Source organism: Bacillus sp. B2-WWTP-C-10-Post-4 (assembly GCF_009183805.1).
Taxonomy (GTDB): Bacteria; Bacillota; Bacilli; order Bacillales; family Bacillaceae_G; genus Bacillus_A; species Bacillus_A cereus.
In genome coordinates this window covers 17818-39794 of record NZ_WEII01000029.1, presented here as the reverse complement: position 1 = coordinate 39794, position 21977 = coordinate 17818, and the positions used below count along the sequence as shown (strand labels likewise).

The window sequence follows — 21977 nt, the reverse complement described above, 5'->3', positions numbered from 1 at the left end:
AAGAACGTTTGTTCTTATTTTAATATAACATATTTTTACATGTAACGGTTGTTATTTTTAGAAAATTTTAATCATAAAAAACAAACTGAAAATAACTAAAAAATGGTAAATTTTCTATTGTATGTATAAATAGGATGAGGAGTATGTTAAAATTTTTAAGTATCCTTTAACTGTTATATAAACCTATACAGCACGGTGTTTTTACTATATTAAAAGTATGGTAAAGGTTTGTATAAGTGTCCGGTATATATGCTATTTTTGATAAATTAAAATAGTAATATTCTATGAGATTTATATTGTTGACATTGGGATTTCAACGATACATTTTCGTAGGTCGGATTGTTGCGAGTGGATATATATTGCTATGTATTCGTCTACTAAATGAAAGGGTTACTGCAATTTAGTAGACGGATAGCAAGTATATAGAAAGGAGAAAGGTAGAAAATATGAAGCAAGTATTGAAGTGTTTTAATGTCGTAACAATGATCACACTTCTTCTATCCATCATATTGCCTTCGCCCAGTGCTTTTGCTACAGAGATAAATAAAAAAAGCTGGGATGAGTTACAAGGAAATGATGTGAAAATTAAGGCAGATCAAGTGAATGCTGAAATGTATAAGGGAGAAGTAGCGGAGAGGGAGCACGTATTTCAATATAAGATTGAAAATACGGGAGATACACCAATCCGAGAATTAGTAATTAAACAAAATAATGACAATGGAATTGAGTTTCTTTCGCAATCTGTGAAAGTAAACGGAGAGAAGTTACTTGAAAATAAGGTAGCGGATTTCTATGTAGAGGAAAAAGATAATGGAGGAAAGGTTCTTTCTTCTAATCTTAAAATTCAAGATTTAAAATCACATGAAAAAATGACTGTATTAATAAAAGCTCGTCGTGCGCAACATTTTAATAAAGAGTATAAGCAAAAAATTAGTGTGCAAAAGGATCAACTACAAATAGGAAACATGTCTGTAGATGTTGAAGGGCTTCCTTCTGAAGAGAAGTTAGAAGCTAATACCGATGATGAGGCTGACAGTAGTAAGAAAGCTATCGGATCAACAACTGATTCAAAAACTAAAGAAGTGGATGGAAAATTAAAAGTATCTGTAGAAGATAAAAATACATCTGCACAAAAAACAGAAATAGAGAAGATAAAACAACCTGAGGCTGAGAAGCAACTAGAAAAAGAGAAAAAGCAATCACCTTTAGCAGTAAAGCAGAGTGATGCAGAAGTACAAGCTGCATCAGAAAATGCTTCGAAGGTTCAAATCCAAACAGGAGATAAACAAGGATTTGGAGACCCGTTGTATTCTACAATTGCTCCTGGTAATTTAGTACAGACTGGTAATGTGACGCTTGGTTTGACATCTGATCATTATGGCAGACAAAGTATGGGTTATAAAACGAATAAAATGACGGTTGATGTTGATAACGATGATAGTACTTTTAATTCGTCAACAGGTGCATTTCCTAACATTCCTGCTGGAAGTAAAGTGAAAAAGGCGTATTTGTTTTGGACAGCTGCTATGGGGACTCCGAGTGATGCAAGGACAGATTATAGAGTTAGCGATGAAGATGTAAGACAACCCGTTAAAATGAAGATGGGAAATAAGCAATACGCTGAAGTAAGTGCTGATAGTATACGAAAAGCGGATTCTTTACCGTATATTGCAAATCACTATGGCAGTGGTGCAGGATACGTAGCGTATGCAGATGTAACAAATGTAATTGCACAGCAAGGTATTTCTCAAACGGTGACAGTTGCAAATGTGCCACAAATTAAATTTGAAAAAGGTAGTGGCTATTACTGGGGTAACTGGAATCTTATATTAGTTTATGAAAACTATAAAGAAACAGTAAAAGACATGAAGATTTGGGAAGGGCTAGTCTCTCAAAAAAGTACAGCTTGGACAGATATTAGTGTTAATAAAATAAACACACCAAAAGAAGGCGCTTTTAAGGCGAAATTTAGTTATTTTTCATCGCAAGGTGATCCAGCTGATAATGATGGATATGCCTATGATTATGGAGAGTATGATTTTGGGTTAGGGTATCAAAAGTTTAAAAATATTAAAGGTAAAGATAATGATGTTAATGACTCATCTATGACAGAAGTACAAGTAGATGGTACTAACGAATTTGTTACGAAAAAATACCCAGGATATAATCCAGATTGGACAAATTCTTTCAGTACAGATATTCATACGTATCACCTTGAAGGACCCACTCAAGTGAAAAATGATTTAAAAGAAGCAAAAATGCGTTTTAGAGCATATGGTGGTGGCGGTGATATTTACGTATTAAATAACGCTACATTCGTTACAGAACATAATGCTCCAAACTTACAAGTTGATAAAAAGGCATTAGATAGTGCCGGAAAAGAAATTAAGGACGTTAAAGCTGGTGAAGAGTTTACGTATCAAATTGAAGTGAAAAATGATACGAAAAATAACCAAGCGCCGGTATCAAATGTAAAAGGTTTTGATAAATTAGATGATCGTTTAGAGTATGTTCCAGGGTCTATTCAATATGTTTCTGGAAGTAATAAAGGAAATAAAACAGATAATGCAAGCGATGATGAAGCAGAGTTTGTAAATAATCAAATTGATTTCCGTGTTGGTGAAGGTGCAGATGCTAAAAACGGTGGTGTTTTAAAGCCGGGTGAAAGTACCGTTATTACATTCAAAGTAAAAGTGAAAGATTCTGTACAATCAGATACAACAGTAAAAAATGTCGTTGTTGTAAAGGGACAAGATAGTGCCGAGATAAAGTATGAAACTGAGGACGATGCAAATGTTACGGTTACTACCCCAAAAGAAGTTCCAGGGGAAATAGAGGCGAGAAAAATAGCTTCTAATAAAACACCGAAGTTAGGTGATGAGGTAGAGTATCGTATTACATTTAAAAATAAGATAAAAGATGGACGTCTAGATGTATTGACGATTGAAGACGAATTACCAAGTAGTCTTGAATACGTGAAAGATAGTTTGAAAGCCGAAGGTGTAAAACCAGAGCCAGTAGAGCTGAAGTTTGAAAATGGCAAAGTAATTGCAAAGTATCCAGAAATTATGGATATGGAAGAAAGAAGTATCGTCTTTAAAACAAAAGTAAAAGAAACTGCAAAAATTGGTGAAGAAATTGTTAACAAAGCAACCGTTAGTGATAAAACAAATCCACCAAAGGATCTAGAAGAGAAGATTACACCACAGCATAAGGCCGGTAAAATTGATGCAAAGAAAAAAGCAACAAATAAGAAGCCGAAGCTAGGAGAAGAATTTGAATATCAAATTAGCTTTAAAAATACGGTGGAAAACGGAAAACTAGATGCAATTACAATAGAAGATGAAATTCCAGCTAACTTAGAATTTGTTCAAGGCAGTGAGAGAGCTGAAGGTACTGAACCAAATCCAGTAGAGTTAAAAGTAGAGAATGGTAAGGTAATCGCAAAATATCCAGAAATTACGGATACAAAAGAGCGAAGCATCGCCTTTAAAGTGAAAGTAAAAGAAGAGGCAAAAGCGGGAGAAACGATTGTTAATAAAGCGGTTGTGAGTGAGCCAAATGGACAGTCTGAGCATCCAGAAGAAAAGATTACGCCGGATTATAAATACGGTAAAGTGGATGTAGAAAAAAACGTAACGAATCAAACACCAAAACTAGGAGAAGAAGTGGAATACCGAATTACATTTTATAATACGGTAGAAAACGGAAAACTAGAAACGGTGTTAGTAGAAGATACACTACCTAAAGGTGTTGAATACGTGAAAGATAGTTTGAAAGCTGAAGGTATAAAACCAGAGCCAGTAGAACTAAAAGTGGAAGATGGCAAAGTAATGGCAAAGTATCCAGAGATTATGGATACAGAAAAAAGAAGTATTGTTTTTAAAGTGAAAGTAAAAGATTCGGCAAAGGTAGGGGAGGCAATTGTAAATAAAGCAATTGCAAAAGATCCGAAAAATGAGCCTGTTGAATCGAAGGTTGTTATTACACCGCAAAGTAAAAAAGGTGAAATTGCTGCTACAAAGGTAGTTAATAATAAGAAGCCGAAGTTAGGTGAAGAAATCGAGTACCGCATTAGTTTTCATAATACGGTTGAGAACGGAAAACTAGAAACGGTGCGAGTGGAAGATACAATTCCAAAAGGTCTTGAATATGTAGAAAATAGCATCAAGGCCGAAGGAGAAGCACCTGGACCAGTAGAATTAGCTGTTGAAAATGGGATAGTCAAAGCTAAGTATATCGATATTATGGATATGAAAGAAAGAAGTATCGTCTTTAAAGTAAAGGTGAAGGAAGAAGTAAAAGTAGATAAAGAGATTGTCAATAAAGCAATTGTTGATGATACGAAAAATCCACCGATTGAACCGGAGGAAAGAATTACTCCGCAACATAAGGATGGAATAATTGATTCGAAGAAGACAGTAGATAATCCATCACCAAAACTAGGAGAAGAAGTAGAATACCGAATTAGCTTTAAGAACACGGTAGAAAACGGAAAACTAGAAAAGGTAATAATAGAGGATACAATTCCTAACGGTTTAGAGTATGTAAAAGGCAGTGAAAAGGCTGAAGGTGATAAACCAGCTCCATTAAAGTTAAGTGTGAAAGATGGAAAAGTTATTGCTGAATACGACAATATTACGGATATGAAAGAAAGAAGTATTGTCTTTAAGGTAAAGGTGAAGGAAGAAGCGAAAGTGGGGAAGGAAATCATCAATAAGGCAATTGTTGATGATATGAAAGATCCGAAAGAACCAGAAGCGAAAATTACACCATTACACAAAGATGGAAAAATTAAAGCGAAGAAAATCGTAAATAATGAAACACCGAAGTTAGGAGAAGAAGTAGAATACCGAATTAGTATGAAAAATACGGTAAAGAACGGAAAGCTAACAGACGTGACAGTAGAGGATACTTTACCAGAAGGTTTAGAGTATGTAGAAAATAGTTTGAAAGCAGAAGGTGCCGGAATAGATTCAGTAGAGCTGAAATTTGAAAACGGTAAAGTAATGGCAAAATATCCAGAAATTACGGATACAGAAGAAAGAAGTATCGTTTTTAAAGTGAAAGTAAAAGAAGAAGTAAAAGTCGGTAAAAAAATCATTAATAAAGCAACTATTGATGATTCGCAAAATAAGCCAGTTAATCCGACAGCGGAAATTACTCCTCAGTATAAAGATGGAAAACTTGAAGCAAAAAAGATAGTAAATAATGAAACGCCGAAGTTAGGAGAAGAAGTGGAATACCGAATTAGCTTTAAAAATACGGTAGAACATGGAAAGCTAACAGAGGTAAAAATAGAAGATGATTTACCAAATGGATTAGAGTATGTGAAAGATAGTTTAAAAGTAGAAGGTTCTAAGCCAGATCCAGTGGAATTAAAAATGGAAAACGGTAAGGTAATGGCAAAGTATCCTGAGATTACAGATACAAAAGAGAGAAGTATTACCTTTAAAGTGAAAGTAAAAGGTAAAGTGAGCGATTCAATTGTTAATGAAGCGATTGTGAGCGATACGAAACATCCGCCAGAAACACCGACAGCAGAAATTATTCCGCAACATAAAGACGGAAAAGTGAAAGCGAAGAAGACGGTAAATAATGAAACGCCGAAGTTAGGAGAAGAAGTAGAATACCGAATTAGTTTTAAAAACACGGTAGAAGACGGAAAACTAGCAGAGGTAAAAATAGAAGATACTTTACCAGAAGGTTTAGAGTATGTAGAAAACAGTGTGAAAGCAGAAGGTACTAAGCCGGATCCAGTAGAATTGAAAATGGAAAATGGTAAGGTAATGGCGAAGTATCCAGAGATTACGGACACAGAAGAAAGAAGTATCACTTTTAAAGTGAAAGTAAAGGAAGAAGTGAAAGTCGGTAAAAAAATCGTTAACAAAGCAATTGTTGATGATACGAAAAATGAACCAGAAACACCGACGGCAGAAATTACTCCGCAGCATAAAGACGGAAAAGTGGAAGCGAAGAAGACGGTAAATAATGAAACGCCGAAGTTAGGAGAAGAAGTAGAATACCGAATTAGTTTTAAAAACACGGTAGAAAACGGAAAGCTAGCAGAGGTAAAAATAGAAGATAATTTACCAAATGGATTAGAGTATGTGAAAGATAGTTTACGAGCGGAAGGTACTAAGCCGGATCCAGTAGAACTGAAAGTGAAAGATGGAAAAGTAATCGCCAAATATCCAGAGATTACGGATACAGAAGAAAGAAGTATCGTCTTTAAAGCGAAAGTAAAAGAAGAATTTAAAGTTGGTGAAGGCCTTGTCAATAAAGTAGTTGTTGATGATACAAAAGATCCAACAACTTCAGAAGTAACAATTATGCCAGAATATAAAGACGGTAAGCTTAAAGCAGAGAAATTTGTAAACAATAAAAAACCGAAATTAGGAGAAGAAATAGAATACCGAATTAGTTTTAAAAATACGGTAGAAAACGGAAAACTAGTAGAGGTTAAAGTAGAAGATGAAATTCCAGCTGGATTAGAGTATGTAGAAAACAGTTTACAAGCAGAAGGATCTAAGCCTAGTCCGGTAGAATTGAAATTTGAAAACGGTAAGGTAATGGCAAAGTATCTAGAAATTACGGATACAAAAGAAAGAAGTATTATCTTTAAAGTGAGAGTAAAAGAAGAGGCAGAAATAGGCAAGGAGATTGTTAATAAAGCAATCGTAGTAGATACAAAAAATGAGCCCGAAGAGCCTCATGTGGAAATTACTCCGCAATATAAAGATGGTAAAATTGCTGCGCAGAAAGTGGCGAATAATCATAAACCGAAACTAGGAGAAGAAGTAGAATACCGAATTAGTTTTAAAAGCACGGTAGAAAACGGAAAACTAGCAGAGGTAAATATAAAGGATGTATTACCAAATGGTTTAGAGTATGTGGAAGGCAGTATCACGGCAGAAGGTTCTAAACCGAAACCAGTAGAGCTACATGTGAAAAATAATAAGGTAATGGCAAAGTATCCAGAAATTACAGATACAGAGGAAAGAAGCATTGTCTTTAAAGCGAAGGTAAAAGAAAGCGTAAAAGTGGGAGAAGAAATCGTAAATGAGGCAATTGTAGATGATACAAAGAATCTGCCAGAAGAGCCTTATGTACCGATTACACCACAATATAAAGATGGGAAAATTGAGGCAAGAAAAGAAGTAAGTAACCATGAACCGAAGTTAGGTGAGGAAATCGAATATCGAATTATTTTTAATAACACGGTGAAAGATGGAAAACTAGCAGAGGTAAAAATAGAAGATAAAATTCCAGCTGGATTAGAGTTTGTAGAAGGAAGCGAAAAAGCTGAAGGTGAAGAGCCAAAACCAGTGGAGTTGAAAGTAGAAAATGGTAAGGTAATGGCAAAGTATTCAGAGATTATGGATACGCAAGAAAGAAGTATTGTCTTTAAAGTGAAGGTAAAAGATTCGGTTACAATAGGGAAGGACATTACAAATAAAGCGATTATCCATGTTGATGATCCGAACCATCCAGTAATTGATCCGACAGCAAAAATTACACCACAATATAAAGATGGTAAAATTGCTGCTCATAAAAAGGTGAATAATCATAAACCGAAGCTAGGTGAAGAAATCGAATATCGAATTTCATTTAATAATACGGTGAAAGATGGAAAACTGGCAGAGGTTAAAATTGAGGATGAAATTCCGTTTGGTTTAGAGTATGTGAAAGATAGTCTAAAAGCAGAAGGTGATAAGCCGGCCCCAGTAGAGTTGAAAGAAGAAGCTGGTAAGGTTAGTGCGAAGTATGAAAATATCACTGACATGAAAGAAAGAAGCATTATCTTTAAAGTGAAGGTGAAAGATTCTGTTGAAGTGGACAAGGCAATTGTAAATAAAGCAATTGTTGATGATACAAAAAATCCACCAGAGCGACCAGAAGTAGATATTACACCGCAGCATAAAGATGGTAAATTTAAAGCTGATAAAAAGGTAAGTAAAAAAGATCCAAAGCTAGGAGAAGAAGTAGAGTACCGAATTAGTTTTAAAAATACGGTAGAAAACGGAAAACTAGCAGAAGTGAAAATTGAGGATCAACTACCAAATGGATTAGAGTATGTGAAGGATAGTTTAAAAGCAGAAGGTAATGAACCAAATCCGGTAGAGTTAAAAGAAGAAGCTGGAAAAATTACAGCGAAGTATGAAAATATTACTGATACAGCTGAGCGTAGCATTATATTTAAGGTAAAAGTAACAGAAGCAGTAAAAGTCGGGAAGAAAATCGTGAATACGGCAATTGTGGATGATGATAATCCGAAGAATCCTCCGCAAAAACCAGAAGCGATTATTACACCGGAGTATAAGAATGGAAAAATAAAAGCTGAGAAAACAGTAAATAACCCAGCTCCAAAATTAGGAGAAGAAGTAGAGTATCGAATTACGTTCCGTAACGTAGTTGAGCACGGAAAATTAGCGAAGGTGAAAATTAAGGATGAATTACCAAACAGTTTAGAGTTTGTAGAAGGTAGCGAAAGAGCTGAGGGGGATAATCCAAAACCGTTGCATGTAAAAGTGAAAAACGGCATAGTACTCGCAGAATATCCAGAAATTACGGATACGAAAGAAAGAAGTATCGTCTTTAAAGCAAAAGTGAAAGAAAAAGCTAAAATTGGCGAAGCGATTGTGAATACGGCGGTTGTGGAAGATACTATAAATCCACCAGAGAAACCGAATGTCGCGATACAACCTCAACATAAAGAGGGTGTATTACAAGCTGAAAAGACAGTGAGTAACCATGAACCGAAGTTAGGAGAAGAAGTAGAATATCGAATTAGTTTTGAAAATACGGTAGAAAACGGCAAACTAACTGAGGTGAAAGTAGAGGACGAAATTCCAGCTGGTTTAGAATACGTACAGGATAGTATAAAGTCTGATGGGCCGGAACCAAATCCAGTAGAACTTAAAGTTGAGAATGGAAAAGTAACAGCAAAGTATCCAGAAATTACGGATACGAAAAAAAGAAGTATCATCTTTAAAGTGAAAGTACAAGAAACGGTACAAGTAGGAAAAGAAATTATAAACAAGGCGGTTGTGGATGATAATAATCCGACAAATCCACCAGTTGAGTCACTTATACCAATTACACCTCAATATAAAGATGGGAAACTAGAGGCAAGGAAAGAAGTAAGTAACCATGAACCAAAGCTAGGGGAAGAAATCGAATATCGAATTACTTTTAACGGCACAGTAGATGGCGGGAAGTTAGTTGATGTAAAGATTGAAGATGAAATTCCGTCTGGTTTAGAGTATGTGAAAGAAAGTCTGGAGGCCGTAGGTGATAAGCCTGTGCCAACAGAACTTAAAGTCGAGAATGGAAAAGTAACAGTGAAGTATCCAGAAATTACGGATACGAAAGAAAGAAGTATCATCTTTAAAGTAAAGGTAAAAGAATCAGTAAAAGTTGGAGAGGAAATAACAAATAAAGCGATCATTCATGTAGATGATCCAGATCATCCAGTTATGGAACCGACAGCGACAATAAAGCCAGAATATAAAGATGGTAAGTTAAAAGCGACGAAGACAGTAAATAATAAAGAACCGAAGCTAGGAGAAGAAGTAGAATACCGAATTAGTTTCAAAAATACGGTAGAAAACGGCAAACTAGCAGAGGTAAAGGTAGAAGATGAAATTCCAGCCGGTTTAGAGTACGTGCAAGATAGCATTAGATTTGAAGGGGCTGAACCAAATCCAATAGAGTTAAAAATGGAGTTTGGAAAAGTAATAGCAAAGTATCTAGAAATTACAGATACGAAAGAACGTAGTATTATTTTTAAAGTGAAGGTAAAAGCAGCACCAAGTAAAGGGATAACAAATAGAGCGGTAGTGGACGATAAAATAAATCCACCACTTGAGCCTACAGTTACAATTTTACCGAAAACAAAAGAAGATCTTAAGATACCAGAAGAGCCGAAGGAACCAGAAGATCCGAAAGAACCGAAGGAACCAGAAGTGAAACCGGAAGATCCGAAAGAACCGAAGGAACCAGAAGTGAAGCCGGAAGATCCGAAAGAACCGAAAGAACCAGAAGTGAAACCAGAGGAACCGAAAGAGCCGAAGGAACCAGAAGTGAAACCGGAGGAACCGAAAGAGCCGAAGGAACCAGAAGTGAAACCGGAGGAACCGAAAGATCTGAAGAAACCAGAAGTGAAACCGGAAGTAAGACTGGAAAAGTTAATTAAAGAACCGCAAGCAAAAGTAGAAAAAGAATTACCGAAAACAGGGGCAGCACATTCATGGATGATGTCAGTTGGTGCGGGAATTTCATTCTTAGTTGGCGGAGTATTATTCGTATTAGGTAGAAGAAGAAAACAATAATTTTTTAGACGAAAAGCACACTGAGTTCGATAGTTTATTGGACTCAGTGTGCTTTTATGTTATATAAAAGGAAAGCTCCTTCCACGTATGGAAGGAGCTTTATTTTTGCATATTAAAACATACTTGAGCTATGCATCGGTTGAAGTTTTGCATTTGGATCGAAGTAAGCTTTTGCATTGTTTACTGCTGTCGGTGCTTCGCCAAATCCACAAGCGATAAGTTTTACTTTTCCTTCATATGTACAAATGTCACCAGCAGCGTAAATGCCAGGAATATTTGTTTCCATTTTTGAATTTACAAGGATGCTGTTTTTTTGTATATCTAAGCCCCAGTTTTTAATTGGGCCAAGAGAAGAAACGAAGCCGTAGTTTACGATTACGTCATCAACATCGATGATAATTTTTTCCTCCGTTTTTACATGTTGAAGAACGACTTGTTCAATCTTGTCATCACCAATGAGTTCTACTGGAACGTATGGTGTACTTACTTCTGCACGAGAATTCATTAAGCTTTCTACGCTATGTTCATGCGCACGGAATTTATCACGACGATGAACGATTGTAACTTTTTCAGCAATCGGTTCTAACATCATTGTCCAGTCTACTGCTGAGTCGCCACCGCCAAATACTACGACGCGCTTACCAGCAAATTTATTCATATCATCAACGAAATAATGTAAGTTTTTCTTTTCGTATTTCGCTGTACCTTCTAATTCTAAGCGGCGTGGTTGGAAAGCACCATTGCCAGCAGTAATGATAACTGATTTAGAATAGTGAGTTTGCTTATTCGTAACAAGTTTAAATATACCGTCAGCTTGTTTCTCAAGCGTATCGACAGCTTCTTCTAAACAAACAGTTGGGTCAAATTTCTTCATTTGCTCTTTTAAGTTATCAACTAATTCTTGTGCGCGTACTTTTGGAAATCCAGCCACATCATAAATGTATTTTTCAGGGTAGAGTGCGGATAATTGTCCGCCAAGTTGAGGTAAGCTTTCAATGATTTTTACACTTGCTTGTCTCATACCGCCATAAAATGCTGTGAACAGTCCCGTTGGACCACCACCAATAATTGTTATGTCGTAAACTTTTTGATTTTCTGCCACTTTCATTCCCCCTATAGATGGAATTTTGATATTGATTTCATATATTGTTCATATGTACATGAAAATCCTGCAAATGATGACACTTTCAAATAAATGATAGCATATTTGAGTTCATAATACTTCTGAAAACGACTGAATTGTGTGTAAGTTTTCGCATAGGTTCTTTTTTATTGTATAAAATATACAGAAAGGAAAATACATGAAAAAAAGGCTAAAAAACCCTTGAAAACGCTATGTTATTTTAAAATATTGATAATTCTCCAGACGCTTGAATTCTGGAATAAAACCGACTAATATAGGGAAGTATTATGTTAAATTTCTATGACAAAATTCGTACGATTTTTTGACTGCGTTTTGTTATGATATAGAATGTGATAAATTCCACATTCTTGACAAATAGAGTTTTTAGTACTTGGTATTATTTTTCATTACTATTATATAAAGAAAAGGGTTGTGATTTGGTGAAGACTCCAAAAATCGTAGTTTTAGGTGCAGGTTATGGCGGGATGATTACGACTGTTCGTCTGCAAAAAGCATTATCTGTAAATGAAGCTGAAATTACGCTAGTAAACAACAACAGCTATCACTACCAAGCGACTTGGTTACATGAGAGCGCAGCTGGTACATTACAAGATGAAAAAATCTGTCTAGATATTCAAGACGTTATTGATACAAATAAAGTGAACTTTGTACAAGACACAGTAGTAGAAATTAAAGCTGCTGAAAAACGCATTATCTTAAAAGATGGCGAGTTAGAGTATGATTACTTAGTAATTGGTCTTGGTTTCGAATCAGAAACATTCGGAATTACAGGATTAAAAGAGCATGCATTCTCAATCGCTAACATTAATGCAACTCGTGAAATTCGTGAGCATATGGAAGCTAGTTTCTCTAAATATGCAACTGAACAACGCGATGAGTTAGTAACAATCGTTGTTGGTGGTGCTGGATTTACTGGTATCGAGTACGTAGGTGAGCTTGCAAACCGTGTTCCTGAACTTTGCAAAGAGTATAATGTACCACGTGAAAAAGCACGTATCATCTGTGTAGAAGCTGCTCCAACAGCACTTCCAGGTTTCGATCCAGCGTTAGTAGAATACGCTGTAAAACAACTTGAGAAAAAAGGTGTAGAATTCCGCATCGGTACAGCAATTAAAGAAGCAACTGAAGAAGGTATTATCGTTGCGAATGGCGATGACACTGAATTAATTAAGTCTGAAACAGTAGTTTGGGCTGCAGGTGTTCGTGGTAATGGTATTGTGGAAGAGTCTGGCTTTGAAGCAATGCGCGGGCGTGTAAAAGTTGATGAGTACATGCACGCTCCAGGATACGAAGATGTATTCATGGTTGGTGACGCAGCGTTAATCATTAATGAAGAAATTAACCGTCCTTACCCACCAACAGCACAAATTGCAATTCAACAAGGTTACAATATTGCACACAACTTAACTGTATTAGTTCGTGGCAAGGGCGAAATGAAGAAATTCGCATTCGATAATAAAGGATCTGTATGTTCTTTAGGTCATGACGATGCAATGGGCGTTGTTATGGGTAAAAAGTTAACAGGTTGGAAAGCTTCCTTCATGAAGAAAGTAATCGATAACCGTTACCTATTCTTATTAGGTGGACCTTTATTAGTTCTTAAAAAAGGTAAATTAAAGTTCTTTTAATATATAGTAGAAAAAGCAGAAACGGCTAAGAGCTGTTTCTGCTTTTTTCATATTAAAAATATAGTATAATATATAAAAAAGAAAGAATATTCTGTCCGTTCTGATGGAGGAGGTTATTACATCATGGAGAAACGAGGGAAGGTATGGCTAGCTGTTAGTGGTTTAGTAGCTACAAAAGATGGTAGGTGGCTATTTGTTAAGAAGAAATACAGTGGATTAAAAGGGAAATGGTCTTTACCGGCTGGTTTTGTAAATGAAGGTGAGACGGTTGATGAAGCTGTGAAACGCGAAGTGTTAGAAGAGACAGGCATTGTCGCTCATGTGAAGGGGATTATTGGTGTTCGATCGGGTGTTATTCGTAATGAGATTAGTGATAATATGATTATTTTCCTTTTGGAACCTGAAGGAGAAAATATTATTGTACAGGAGAAAGAATTGTCTGAAGTGGCGTTCTTACATCCGGATAAGATTGTAGACGATCCGAATACGTCTGTGCTTATTAAATATTTGTTAGAAGGAAGATCAGAACTACATCTTGAAGTGGACAAAACATTAAATCCAGGTGAACCATTTGGTTATACAGCTTATCACGTATTTACGGCACGTGCGAAGGAGAGGGGAAAAGAGTGAGTATACCGGTACTACTTATTTCAATGATGTTATTCTTTATTTTGTTCTTTGGAATTGGATTTTTACTCAACATGATTTTGCGAGCTACTTGGGTAATGGTTATTGTGTATCCGATTGTTTGTATGCTTATTATTAATAAAGCGAGTATGTGGGATTATTTTTCAAAACCGAAAGAAACATTTTCTTCATTTGGGACAAGTGTATCGCACTTAGGACAAGCAGACGTATTTATTCTATCTACTGGATTAGTAGGGGCTGCTTTAGCAGGAGTCGTAATCAAGAAACTTCGGAAAAGCGGATATCAAATGTTTTAATCTCCAATTAAGTTGGAGATTATTTTTTTTGCATATTCCTTCATCGTATAGGGAATGATTAACGATGAAGGAGTGTGGAATATAAAAATGTTAAAACGATATTGTATTCGCATTATGATGACTTGTTTACTTGCAATTGCATTATGCGTAACATGGAATGCTTTCACAGGAGTTTCTTTATTAGAGATTGTAAAGATATATGAAGGAATGAGTGCAAAAGAAGTACATGCAGCAGAAGTTAAGAGAAATGTTGCTCCGAGTAAAGAAGTGATAAATGCTTTAGAGCAGGCAAACGACTGGTCTAAATATCGTTCAATTGAAATGACTGCAACAGGTTATACATCGGGGATTGAGTCAACTGGTAAGAGGCCAGGGCATCCAGAGTATGGTATTACATATTCAGGTGTCAAAGTGAAAAGGGATTTATATTCCACAATTGCTGCGGACTTACGCGTATTCCCGATTGGAACGATTCTCTTCGTGCCAGGTTACGGGTATGGTGTAGTAGCTGATAAGGGCGGTGCAATAAAAGGAAACCGTCTTGATCTATATTATGATACGGTGAAAGATGTTTATAGCCAATGGGGTAAGAAAAAAGTAAATGTGTACGTAGTAAAAGTAGGAAATGGTAAGTTTACAGAAGAAGAGTTAACGATGTTAAATCAAGACGAAACGATGCAAGTGTTTCGTGGTCAATATTTAAAACAAAGATAGTCTAGTCGTAATTACGCTAGACTTTTTTTCTTGGCTTATTTCATGATAGAGGAGATTTTGGATCTGCGATTTTACACGCCATATAACTGTAGTTAGAATTATCGCATTTTATCGAAAATAAAGTTATAATGGTGGTAGAGAAATTTAGGGGGTCTGAACATGTTTCAAGTACAAAAAGAATTAGCAGGTCATGAAGCGGTAATTGTTGCTTTATTTGAAGAAGAGAAAATGAGTAGTTTTGTACAAGAACTGGACAAAGCGTTTGAAGGGCAATTACAAGTTTTACTAGAAGAGAAAGAATTATCTACGAAGAAAAAGGCCATTTCGAAAGTATATAGCTTAGGGAAAACAAATGTGAAACGTTATTACTTTGTTGGTTTAGGAAAGAAAGAATCTTACACGACAGAAACGTTACGTGCGGCTCTTGGTAAGGCGTTTAAAACACTGCAAGCAGCAAAAGTACAAGATGCAGCAATCTTACTTGATTCTTTCGTAACAGAGAAATTAGACGCGATTGATGTCGCTCATATTGCGGCAGAGGTACAAGGCCTTGGTACATATGAGTTACAAACGTATAAATCAGATAAAAAGGATCGTGTAGAGTTAGAGAAGTTCACGGCTATTACAGCGGAAGATGCACAAGAAATTGAAGCAGCATTAACAGTTGGCTACGTACATGGACGTGCAACAAATTCAGCTCGTACACTTGTAAATATGCCGCCAAACGTATTAACAGCGACAAAGCTTGCTGAGTATGCTGTTGAATTAGCGGAGAAGTATGATATGGACTATAAAGTTCTTGAGAAAGAAGAGATGGAAGACCTTGGTATGGGTGCGTTACTTGCAGTAAACCAAGGTAGTGTAGAGCCACCAAAAATGATCGCTCTTATTTATAAAGGAAAAGAAGAGTGGAGAGATGTCATTGGGTTCGTTGGAAAAGGTATTACATACGATACAGGTGGTTATTCTTTAAAACCACGTGAAGGCATGGTTGGTATGAAAGGTGATATGGGCGGTGCAGCTGCTGTATTAGGTGCGATGGAAATTATCGGTGAACTTCGCCCAGAACAAAATGTGATCGCTGTTATTCCTTCAACTGATAACGTTGTAAGTGGTACGGCATTTAAGCCAGACGATGTAATCACATCTATGAGCGGAAAAACAATTGAAGTATTAAATACGGATGCAGAAGGTCGTCTAGCTTTAGCTGACGGTATTACGTATGCGAAAAAACTTGGTGCAAACTACCTTGTTGATGTTGCAACATTAACAGGCGGTGTAATTGTTGCACTTGGAAACTATACGACAGGCGCAATGACAAATAATGAAGAGTTATTTGAGCAAGTGCTAGAGGCTTCTATGGAAACAGATGAGCCAATTTGGCAACTACCGATTTTTGATCGTGATAAAGAACGTGTGAGAAACAGTAAGTTTGCTGATTTAAATAACTCACCAGGCCGTGAAGGACATGCGGTTATGGCAGGTACATTCCTAGGCGAATTCGCTGAAGATACACCATGGGTACACTTAGATATCGCTGGAACATCAGAAACAAAAGGTGCGCACGACTTAGGTCCAGCTGGAGCAACTGGCGCAATGGTACGTACACTTGCAACACTTGTGGAGCGTTTTGGAGAAGAATAAGAGTATAAGTGAAGACTGTTCCGATATTTTGGAACAGTCTTCTTTTTATAGGTTTGTTTATCCTACTATTTGCCGGGTAGTAAGACCCATAACTCAAAATTCAGCGAAAGGAAAGCAGTTAGGTCGGATTGCCGGTAAACGCTCGATTGGTGAGGGCTGATTAAAGTTTCACTTTATAAAGAAATCGTATACAAAACCCCATTTAAAGCAAAAGAAGTACGGCCCGTTTCTTCAGAGACAACTAATATAAGTGCATCACTCTTTTCTGATAAGCCAATTGCAGCTCTGTGACGTGTTCCTAGCTCAGGATCAACTTCTGTACTTTTCGTTAAAGGAAGAATATTAGCAGCTGAGACAATATGATTATTTTTTACGAGAACGGCACCGTCATGAAGAGGGTTACCTGGATAAAATATTGATTCGAGTAATGGGGCAGTTAAATGAGCGTTTAATGTCGTTCCAGTTTGAATGAGAGCTTCAAGCGTCTCGTTTCGTTCCACGACGATAAGAGCACCATGTTTTCTGGCGCTTAAATGTTGGATAGCTGTCGTAATAAAAGATGAACTTTCCGTATAAGGTGATAAATATGCCTGAATATAGTATGTAGCTGCCAATGTTTGTACATTTGCTAACATATGATGAATATCTTCCATTTTGCATAAAATACATTCGTCTTCTTTATCGATTGCGTTCCTCATAATCGATAGTTCTTTTTCAGCAATTTCAATCATTTGCTTTGTTTGTATTTTGAGCTCTTCTGACAAGCCCCATTCGTGCATAATCCTCATTCCCTTTAGTGGAGTATTTAACAATAGTGTATACAAATATTCCTAGTAAAATCCTGTTAGATTTTATAAAATATTGAGATACAGCATGTTTTTTTCATATAATAAAGGTATGACGAGCGAGAGGAGAGAGAAGAATGAATTGGAAACAAGAATTTAGTCGCTGGCTTTCTTACGCACAATTAGATGCAGAATTAAAAGAACAGCTAGAAAATATGAAGCAAGATGAGAAGAAAATCGAGGATAGCTTTTATAAAAATCTAGAGTTTGGCACAGGTGGTATGCGTGGTGAACTTGGTGCTGGTACGAACCGTTTAAATGTATATACAGTTCGTAAAGCAACAAAAGGATTAGCAAGCTTTATCGAAAAGTTAGGTGAGGAAGCGAAAAAACGCGGTGTTGTTGTAGCCTATGATTCTCGTCATAAATCACCTGAGTTTGCAATGGAAGTTGCTGCTACACTTGGTGCACGCGGTATCACAACATATGTGTTTGAAAGCTTACGTCCAACGCCAGTACTTTCTTTCGCAGTTCGTCATTTACATACAGTAAGTGGAATCGTTCTTACGGCAAGCCATAATCCACCTGAATATAACGGATACAAAGTATACGGTGAAGATGGTGGACAGTTACCTCCAAAAGAAGCAGATGAGTTAATTAGCTACGTAAATGCAGTAGAAGATGAATTAACAGTTGAAGTCGCTGATGTAGAGCAATTAAAAGCTGACGGTTTATTACATATTATTGGACAAGAAGTAGATGATGCATATGCTGCAGAATTGAACAATGTCATCATTAATAAAGAAATGGTGCAAAAGGTCGGCAAAGACTTAAAAATCGTCTTTACACCATTGCACGGAACATCAAATATTTCTGTACGCCGTGGTTTAAAAGAGGTTGGATTTACAGATGTAACAGTTGTAAAAGAGCAAGAGTTACCAGATCCAAACTTCTCTACAGTAAAATCACCGAACCCAGAAGAGCACGCAGCGTTTGAGTATGCAATTCGTGACGGTGAAAAGGTAGGCGCAGATGTATTAATCGCAACTGATCCTGACGCAGACCGCCTTGGTGTAGCAGTGCGTAATCATAATGGTGAGTTCCAAGTATTAACAGGAAACCAAACAGGTGCATTAATGCTTGATTACTTACTATCTCAAAAGAAAGAAAACGGAACGCTTCCAGAGAACGGTGTCGTATTAAAAACAATCGTAACGTCTGAAATTGGTCGTACAATTGCAAAAGCATACGGTTTAGATACAGTTGATACGCTAACTGGATTTAAATTTATCGGTGAGAAAATTAGACAGTATGAAGAAAGCGGACAATATGAATTCCAATTCGGTTATGAGGAAAGCTATGGTTATTTAATCCGCCCATTCTGCCGTGATAAAGATGCAGTACAATCTGTTCTATTTGCATGTGAAGTAGCTGCATACTACAAATCACAAGGGAAAACGTTATATGACGGTCTATTAGAAGTATTTGAGAAGTACGGCTTCTTCCGTGAAGACCTTGTATCGTTAACGTTAAAAGGAAAAGATGGAGCGGAAAAAATCCAAGAGATGATGGCAACGTTCCGTGAGAATCCTCCGAAAGAAGTGGCGGGCTTAACAGTCGTAGCAGTTGAAGACTATAAAGCGAGCGTTGTTACATCTTTACAAGATGGACATAAAGAAGAGATTCACTTACCGAAATCAAATGTGTTAAAATATCAATTAGAGGATGGTTCATGGTTCTGCCTACGCCCATCTGGAACTGAGCCGAAGATTAAGTTTTACTTTGGTGTAAAAGATAGTTCTTTACAAAATAGTGAACAAAAGTTACTTACTATTAAAGAAGACATTATGAATCGTTTATAATACAAAGTAATTTTAAGTAGTAAGGAACAAAAGGGAGCGAAATCTCCCTTTTGTTTTATGTAGGAAATGCTTGCTATTGATTCCGACAGGAGAGAGGGTATTTTGTGATGAAAAAAGTAAGAAAAGCGATAATCCCAGCAGCTGGATTAGGAACACGTTTTTTACCAGCAACGAAAGCAATGCCGAAAGAAATGTTACCGATAGTAGATAAACCAACGATTCAATACATTGTAGAAGAAGCAGTGAAATCGGGAATCGAAGATATTATTATTGTTACTGGTAAAACAAAGCGCTCTATCGAAGATCATTTTGATAACGCATTTGAACTAGAACAAAACTTATTAGAGAAGAAAAAATATGAGTTGCTTGAAAAAGTACAAGCTTCTTCAAAAATGGTAGATATTCATTACATCCGTCAAAAAGAGCCGAAGGGACTAGGACATGCTGTTTGGTGTGCACGTAAATTCATTGGTGATGAGCCATTTGCAGTGTTACTAGGTGATGATATTGTCCAAGCTGAGAAACCGTGTTTACGTCAATTAATGGATGAGTATGAAAAAACACTTTCTTCTGTTATTGGTGTACAAACTGTTCCAGAAAATGAAACACACCGCTACGGAATTATCGATCCATTAGAACAAGAAGGTCGTCGTTACCAAGTTCGCAATTTCGTTGAGAAACCAGCACAAGGTACAGCTCCTTCAAACTTAGCGATTATGGGGCGCTACATTTTAACGCCTGAAATCTTTATGTTCTTAGAACAGCAACATGTCGGTGCTGGTGGTGAAATTCAGTTAACAGATGCAATCCAAAGCTTAAATGAAATCCAACGTGTATTTGCCTACGATTTCGAAGGAAAGCGCTACGACGTAGGTGAAAAGCTAGGATTCGTTCAAACGACAATCGAAATGGCTCTGCAACACCCAGAATTACGTGATGACATGGTTGCGATGATGAAGAAAATTTTAGAAGAACAAGCGAATCAAGAGTCATAATAAAAAAATGAGTTATTTCAGTATACTGAAATAACTCATTTTTTTATTATGAAATCGTCGAATGAGAATGCTGATAAGCAGAACGACGCACAGCATAATATATGCGAGGTGCGATAATAGCACCGATAATTGTAAATGCAATATCTTTTACTGCAAACCACATCATAATCATCCAAGCAGCTTTATAGCTCATATTACCGCCCATAAAGAGATTGACTGCCCCGTACATGTAAGTAGTACCGATTATATAAGTTAAAATAATTCCTGTGAAAGAGGCAATTGCAAATGTAATGAATGTTGGTCTTTCTTTTTGTTCTACTAGTTTTCCGGATACGTAAGCAACGATAATAAATGCGATAATAAAACCACCAGTAGGATCTAAAAGTGCTCCAAATCCAGCTTTGAAGTTAGCGAAGATTGGTGCGCCGGCTACGCCAACGAGCATATATACAGTCATGGATAAGGCACCAAGTCTACTTCCAAGAAGAAGACCTGCTAAAATTGCGAAAAATGGTTGCATAGATAATGGGATGCCTGCTACTTGAAGGAATGGTGCCCAAGATACAATATTTGCACCGATTGCCATAAGAGCAACGAACATGGCAGCTAATGCTAAATCTAAAACATGAAATCTTCTCATAATGTTAACCTCCTGTTGTTTTTAGGTTAACATTATCGTAGCGAAAATATTTACTTGTTGTCAATTAAAATATTTTGATAAGAAGGCTTTAAATAGTCTCTTAGCAACGTATATGGAATACGAAATTGCGGAATTCCACTTGAATAGGGAGCAATCTCATATAAAGGGAAATAAATGACGAGATTGTCTGGCTCTAAAAAGAAGTGGAATTTTTTCATACTCATTACTTTTTCAGTTGCATCAGGAAAATAAATGCTTTCATTTTGTTTAATTTGTCGTACAATCTCCGCACGGATTACATCTTTATATTTATCCTTTTGTTCAAATAAGTCGTCTAAGTGCAGTACCTTTTTTTCGTTTAAATCGAATGTATTTGCCTTCCACGTATAAAGACCGTGTGCTCCGCCAGTATATTGATAGTAATTCACATATAGGCTAAGAAAAGGTGGTTTGTTTAAAGAGACTTTATAATCAACATTTGCTACGTACGGATGAAATGGTGTACTAGATCCTTCTGTCTCTTTATAATATTTTTTTGCTTCTTTTTCTAATTTGGTTTTAAATTTGTCAGTGGATTTTTTGTAGTATAAATTGAGTTTATTTTGAAATTTAGAGTCAGAAAATTCGTGAAAAGAAGGCCTGTTTATTTGATATTCTATATAAGGTTTCTTACCTTTTTGCGTTACAGTCTTAACATCGATTGTCAGGTTAGATGCTTTGGCTGTTATTGCACAATTTGGTACAATAGTCAGCAAGGAGAACATAAGCAGTAATATACAAAATTTCTGTTTCATTTAGGTGAAGCCTCCTTATATAAGTGTTATAAGTAGTTTGAAAATAAATAGGTAAAATTATACATTTAATTAAAGTAAGAGAAGGGGGAAGCGATATGGCAAAAACTTTAATGGATTCACTTGGAATTGAGTTGTTAGAGATGACAGAAGATAAGGTGGTTGCTACGATGCCTGTTGATGAGCGTACGCATCAGCCATTTGGATTTTTACATGGTGGTGCATCGGTTGCATTAGCAGAAACAGTGGCAAGTGTTGGTTCATATAATTTAATTGATCAAGAAAAATGTATTTGTTTCGGATTAGAAATTAATGCGAACCACATTCGCTCAAAGAAAGATGGAATTGTAACAGCGATCGGAACACCAATACATAGAGGACAATCGACAATGGTTTGGGATGTTCGCATTATTGATGAAAATGATGATTTACTATGTATATCAAGATGTACAGTAGCAATTAAAGAAAAACGTGAAAAATAAAAAAGAGGCGCTCT

General features: G+C 36.4%; 13 protein-coding genes. 9 read left to right on the top strand and 4 right to left on the bottom strand.

The genetic code is table 11. The features are described 5' to 3' along the window. Window positions 1-446: 446 nt before the first annotated feature. Window positions 447-10334, top strand: a complete 9888-nt coding sequence (locus tag GBN78_RS13910; protein ID WP_152127479.1) for an isopeptide-forming domain-containing fimbrial protein — start codon at window positions 447-449, stop codon at window positions 10332-10334. 112 nt (window positions 10335-10446) lie between these two features. Here the strand turns inward: GBN78_RS13910 and GBN78_RS13905 are convergent, their stop codons facing one another. Beyond that, entirely contained in the window at window positions 10447-11436 is a 990-nt protein-coding gene (locus GBN78_RS13905) for an NAD(P)/FAD-dependent oxidoreductase (RefSeq protein WP_000829788.1), read from the bottom strand. Between the two features lie 461 nt (window positions 11437-11897). Here GBN78_RS13905 and GBN78_RS13900 point away from each other — a divergent pair, with 461 nt between their 5' ends. From GBN78_RS13900 to pepA, 5 genes are all read left to right on the top strand, one after another. Beyond that, window positions 11898-13106 carry an NAD(P)/FAD-dependent oxidoreductase gene (locus GBN78_RS13900; protein WP_000856612.1) on the top strand — a complete coding sequence of 403 codons (1209 nt, stop codon included), beginning with the start codon at window positions 11898-11900 and terminating at the stop codon, window positions 13104-13106. A gap of 123 nt (window positions 13107-13229) precedes the next feature. Beyond that, complete coding sequence (locus tag GBN78_RS13895) at window positions 13230-13736, top strand: NUDIX hydrolase (RefSeq protein WP_000415321.1); 507 nt, start codon at window positions 13230-13232, stop codon at window positions 13734-13736. After that, window positions 13733-14050 (top strand): YuiB family protein, encoded by a 318-nt coding sequence (locus tag GBN78_RS13890; protein ID WP_000027016.1) that lies wholly within the window; start codon window positions 13733-13735, stop codon window positions 14048-14050. Before GBN78_RS13895 ends, GBN78_RS13890 begins: the two co-directional genes overlap by 4 nt. 87 nt (window positions 14051-14137) lie before the next feature. Continuing rightward, window positions 14138-14764 (top strand): 3D domain-containing protein, encoded by a 627-nt coding sequence (locus GBN78_RS13885; RefSeq protein WP_000920098.1) that lies wholly within the window; start codon window positions 14138-14140, stop codon window positions 14762-14764. Between the two features lie 159 nt (window positions 14765-14923). Beyond that, a complete protein-coding gene (pepA, locus tag GBN78_RS13880) occupies window positions 14924-16408 on the top strand; it encodes a cytosol aminopeptidase (protein WP_000487957.1) in 1485 nt (494 codons plus the stop codon). A 173-nt stretch (window positions 16409-16581) separates the two neighbouring features. On the opposite strand, the gene cdaS is transcribed toward pepA, so the two are convergent. After that, a complete protein-coding gene (cdaS, locus tag GBN78_RS13875) occupies window positions 16582-17187 on the bottom strand; it encodes a sporulation-specific diadenylate cyclase CdaS (protein ID WP_000545253.1) in 606 nt (201 codons plus the stop codon). Window positions 17188-17330: 143 nt separating this feature from the next. Between cdaS and GBN78_RS13870 the strand changes: the two genes are divergently transcribed. After that, the gene (locus tag GBN78_RS13870) at window positions 17331-19055 is read left to right on the top strand and encodes a phospho-sugar mutase (protein WP_030029055.1); all 1725 of its coding nucleotides are present in this window, start codon (window positions 17331-17333) and stop codon (window positions 19053-19055) included. 107 nt (window positions 19056-19162) lie between these two features. Then, window positions 19163-20050 (top strand): UTP--glucose-1-phosphate uridylyltransferase GalU, encoded by an 888-nt coding sequence (gene galU / locus GBN78_RS13865; RefSeq protein ID WP_030029053.1) that lies wholly within the window; start codon window positions 19163-19165, stop codon window positions 20048-20050. 46 nt (window positions 20051-20096) lie between these two features. Here galU and GBN78_RS13860 read toward each other — a convergent pair whose 3' ends face one another. Beyond that, the gene (locus GBN78_RS13860; protein ID WP_001252163.1) at window positions 20097-20690 is read right to left on the bottom strand and encodes a biotin transporter BioY; all 594 of its coding nucleotides are present in this window, start codon (window positions 20688-20690) and stop codon (window positions 20097-20099) included. Window positions 20691-20740: 50 nt separating this feature from the next. Beyond that, entirely contained in the window at window positions 20741-21484 is a 744-nt protein-coding gene (locus GBN78_RS13855; RefSeq protein WP_000810318.1) for a DUF3298 and DUF4163 domain-containing protein, read from the bottom strand. Window positions 21485-21579: 95 nt separating this feature from the next. Here GBN78_RS13855 and GBN78_RS13850 point away from each other — a divergent pair, with 95 nt between their 5' ends. Further along, window positions 21580-21963 (top strand): hotdog fold thioesterase, encoded by a 384-nt coding sequence (locus tag GBN78_RS13850; RefSeq protein ID WP_001140612.1) that lies wholly within the window; start codon window positions 21580-21582, stop codon window positions 21961-21963. Window positions 21964-21977 lie beyond the last annotated feature (14 nt).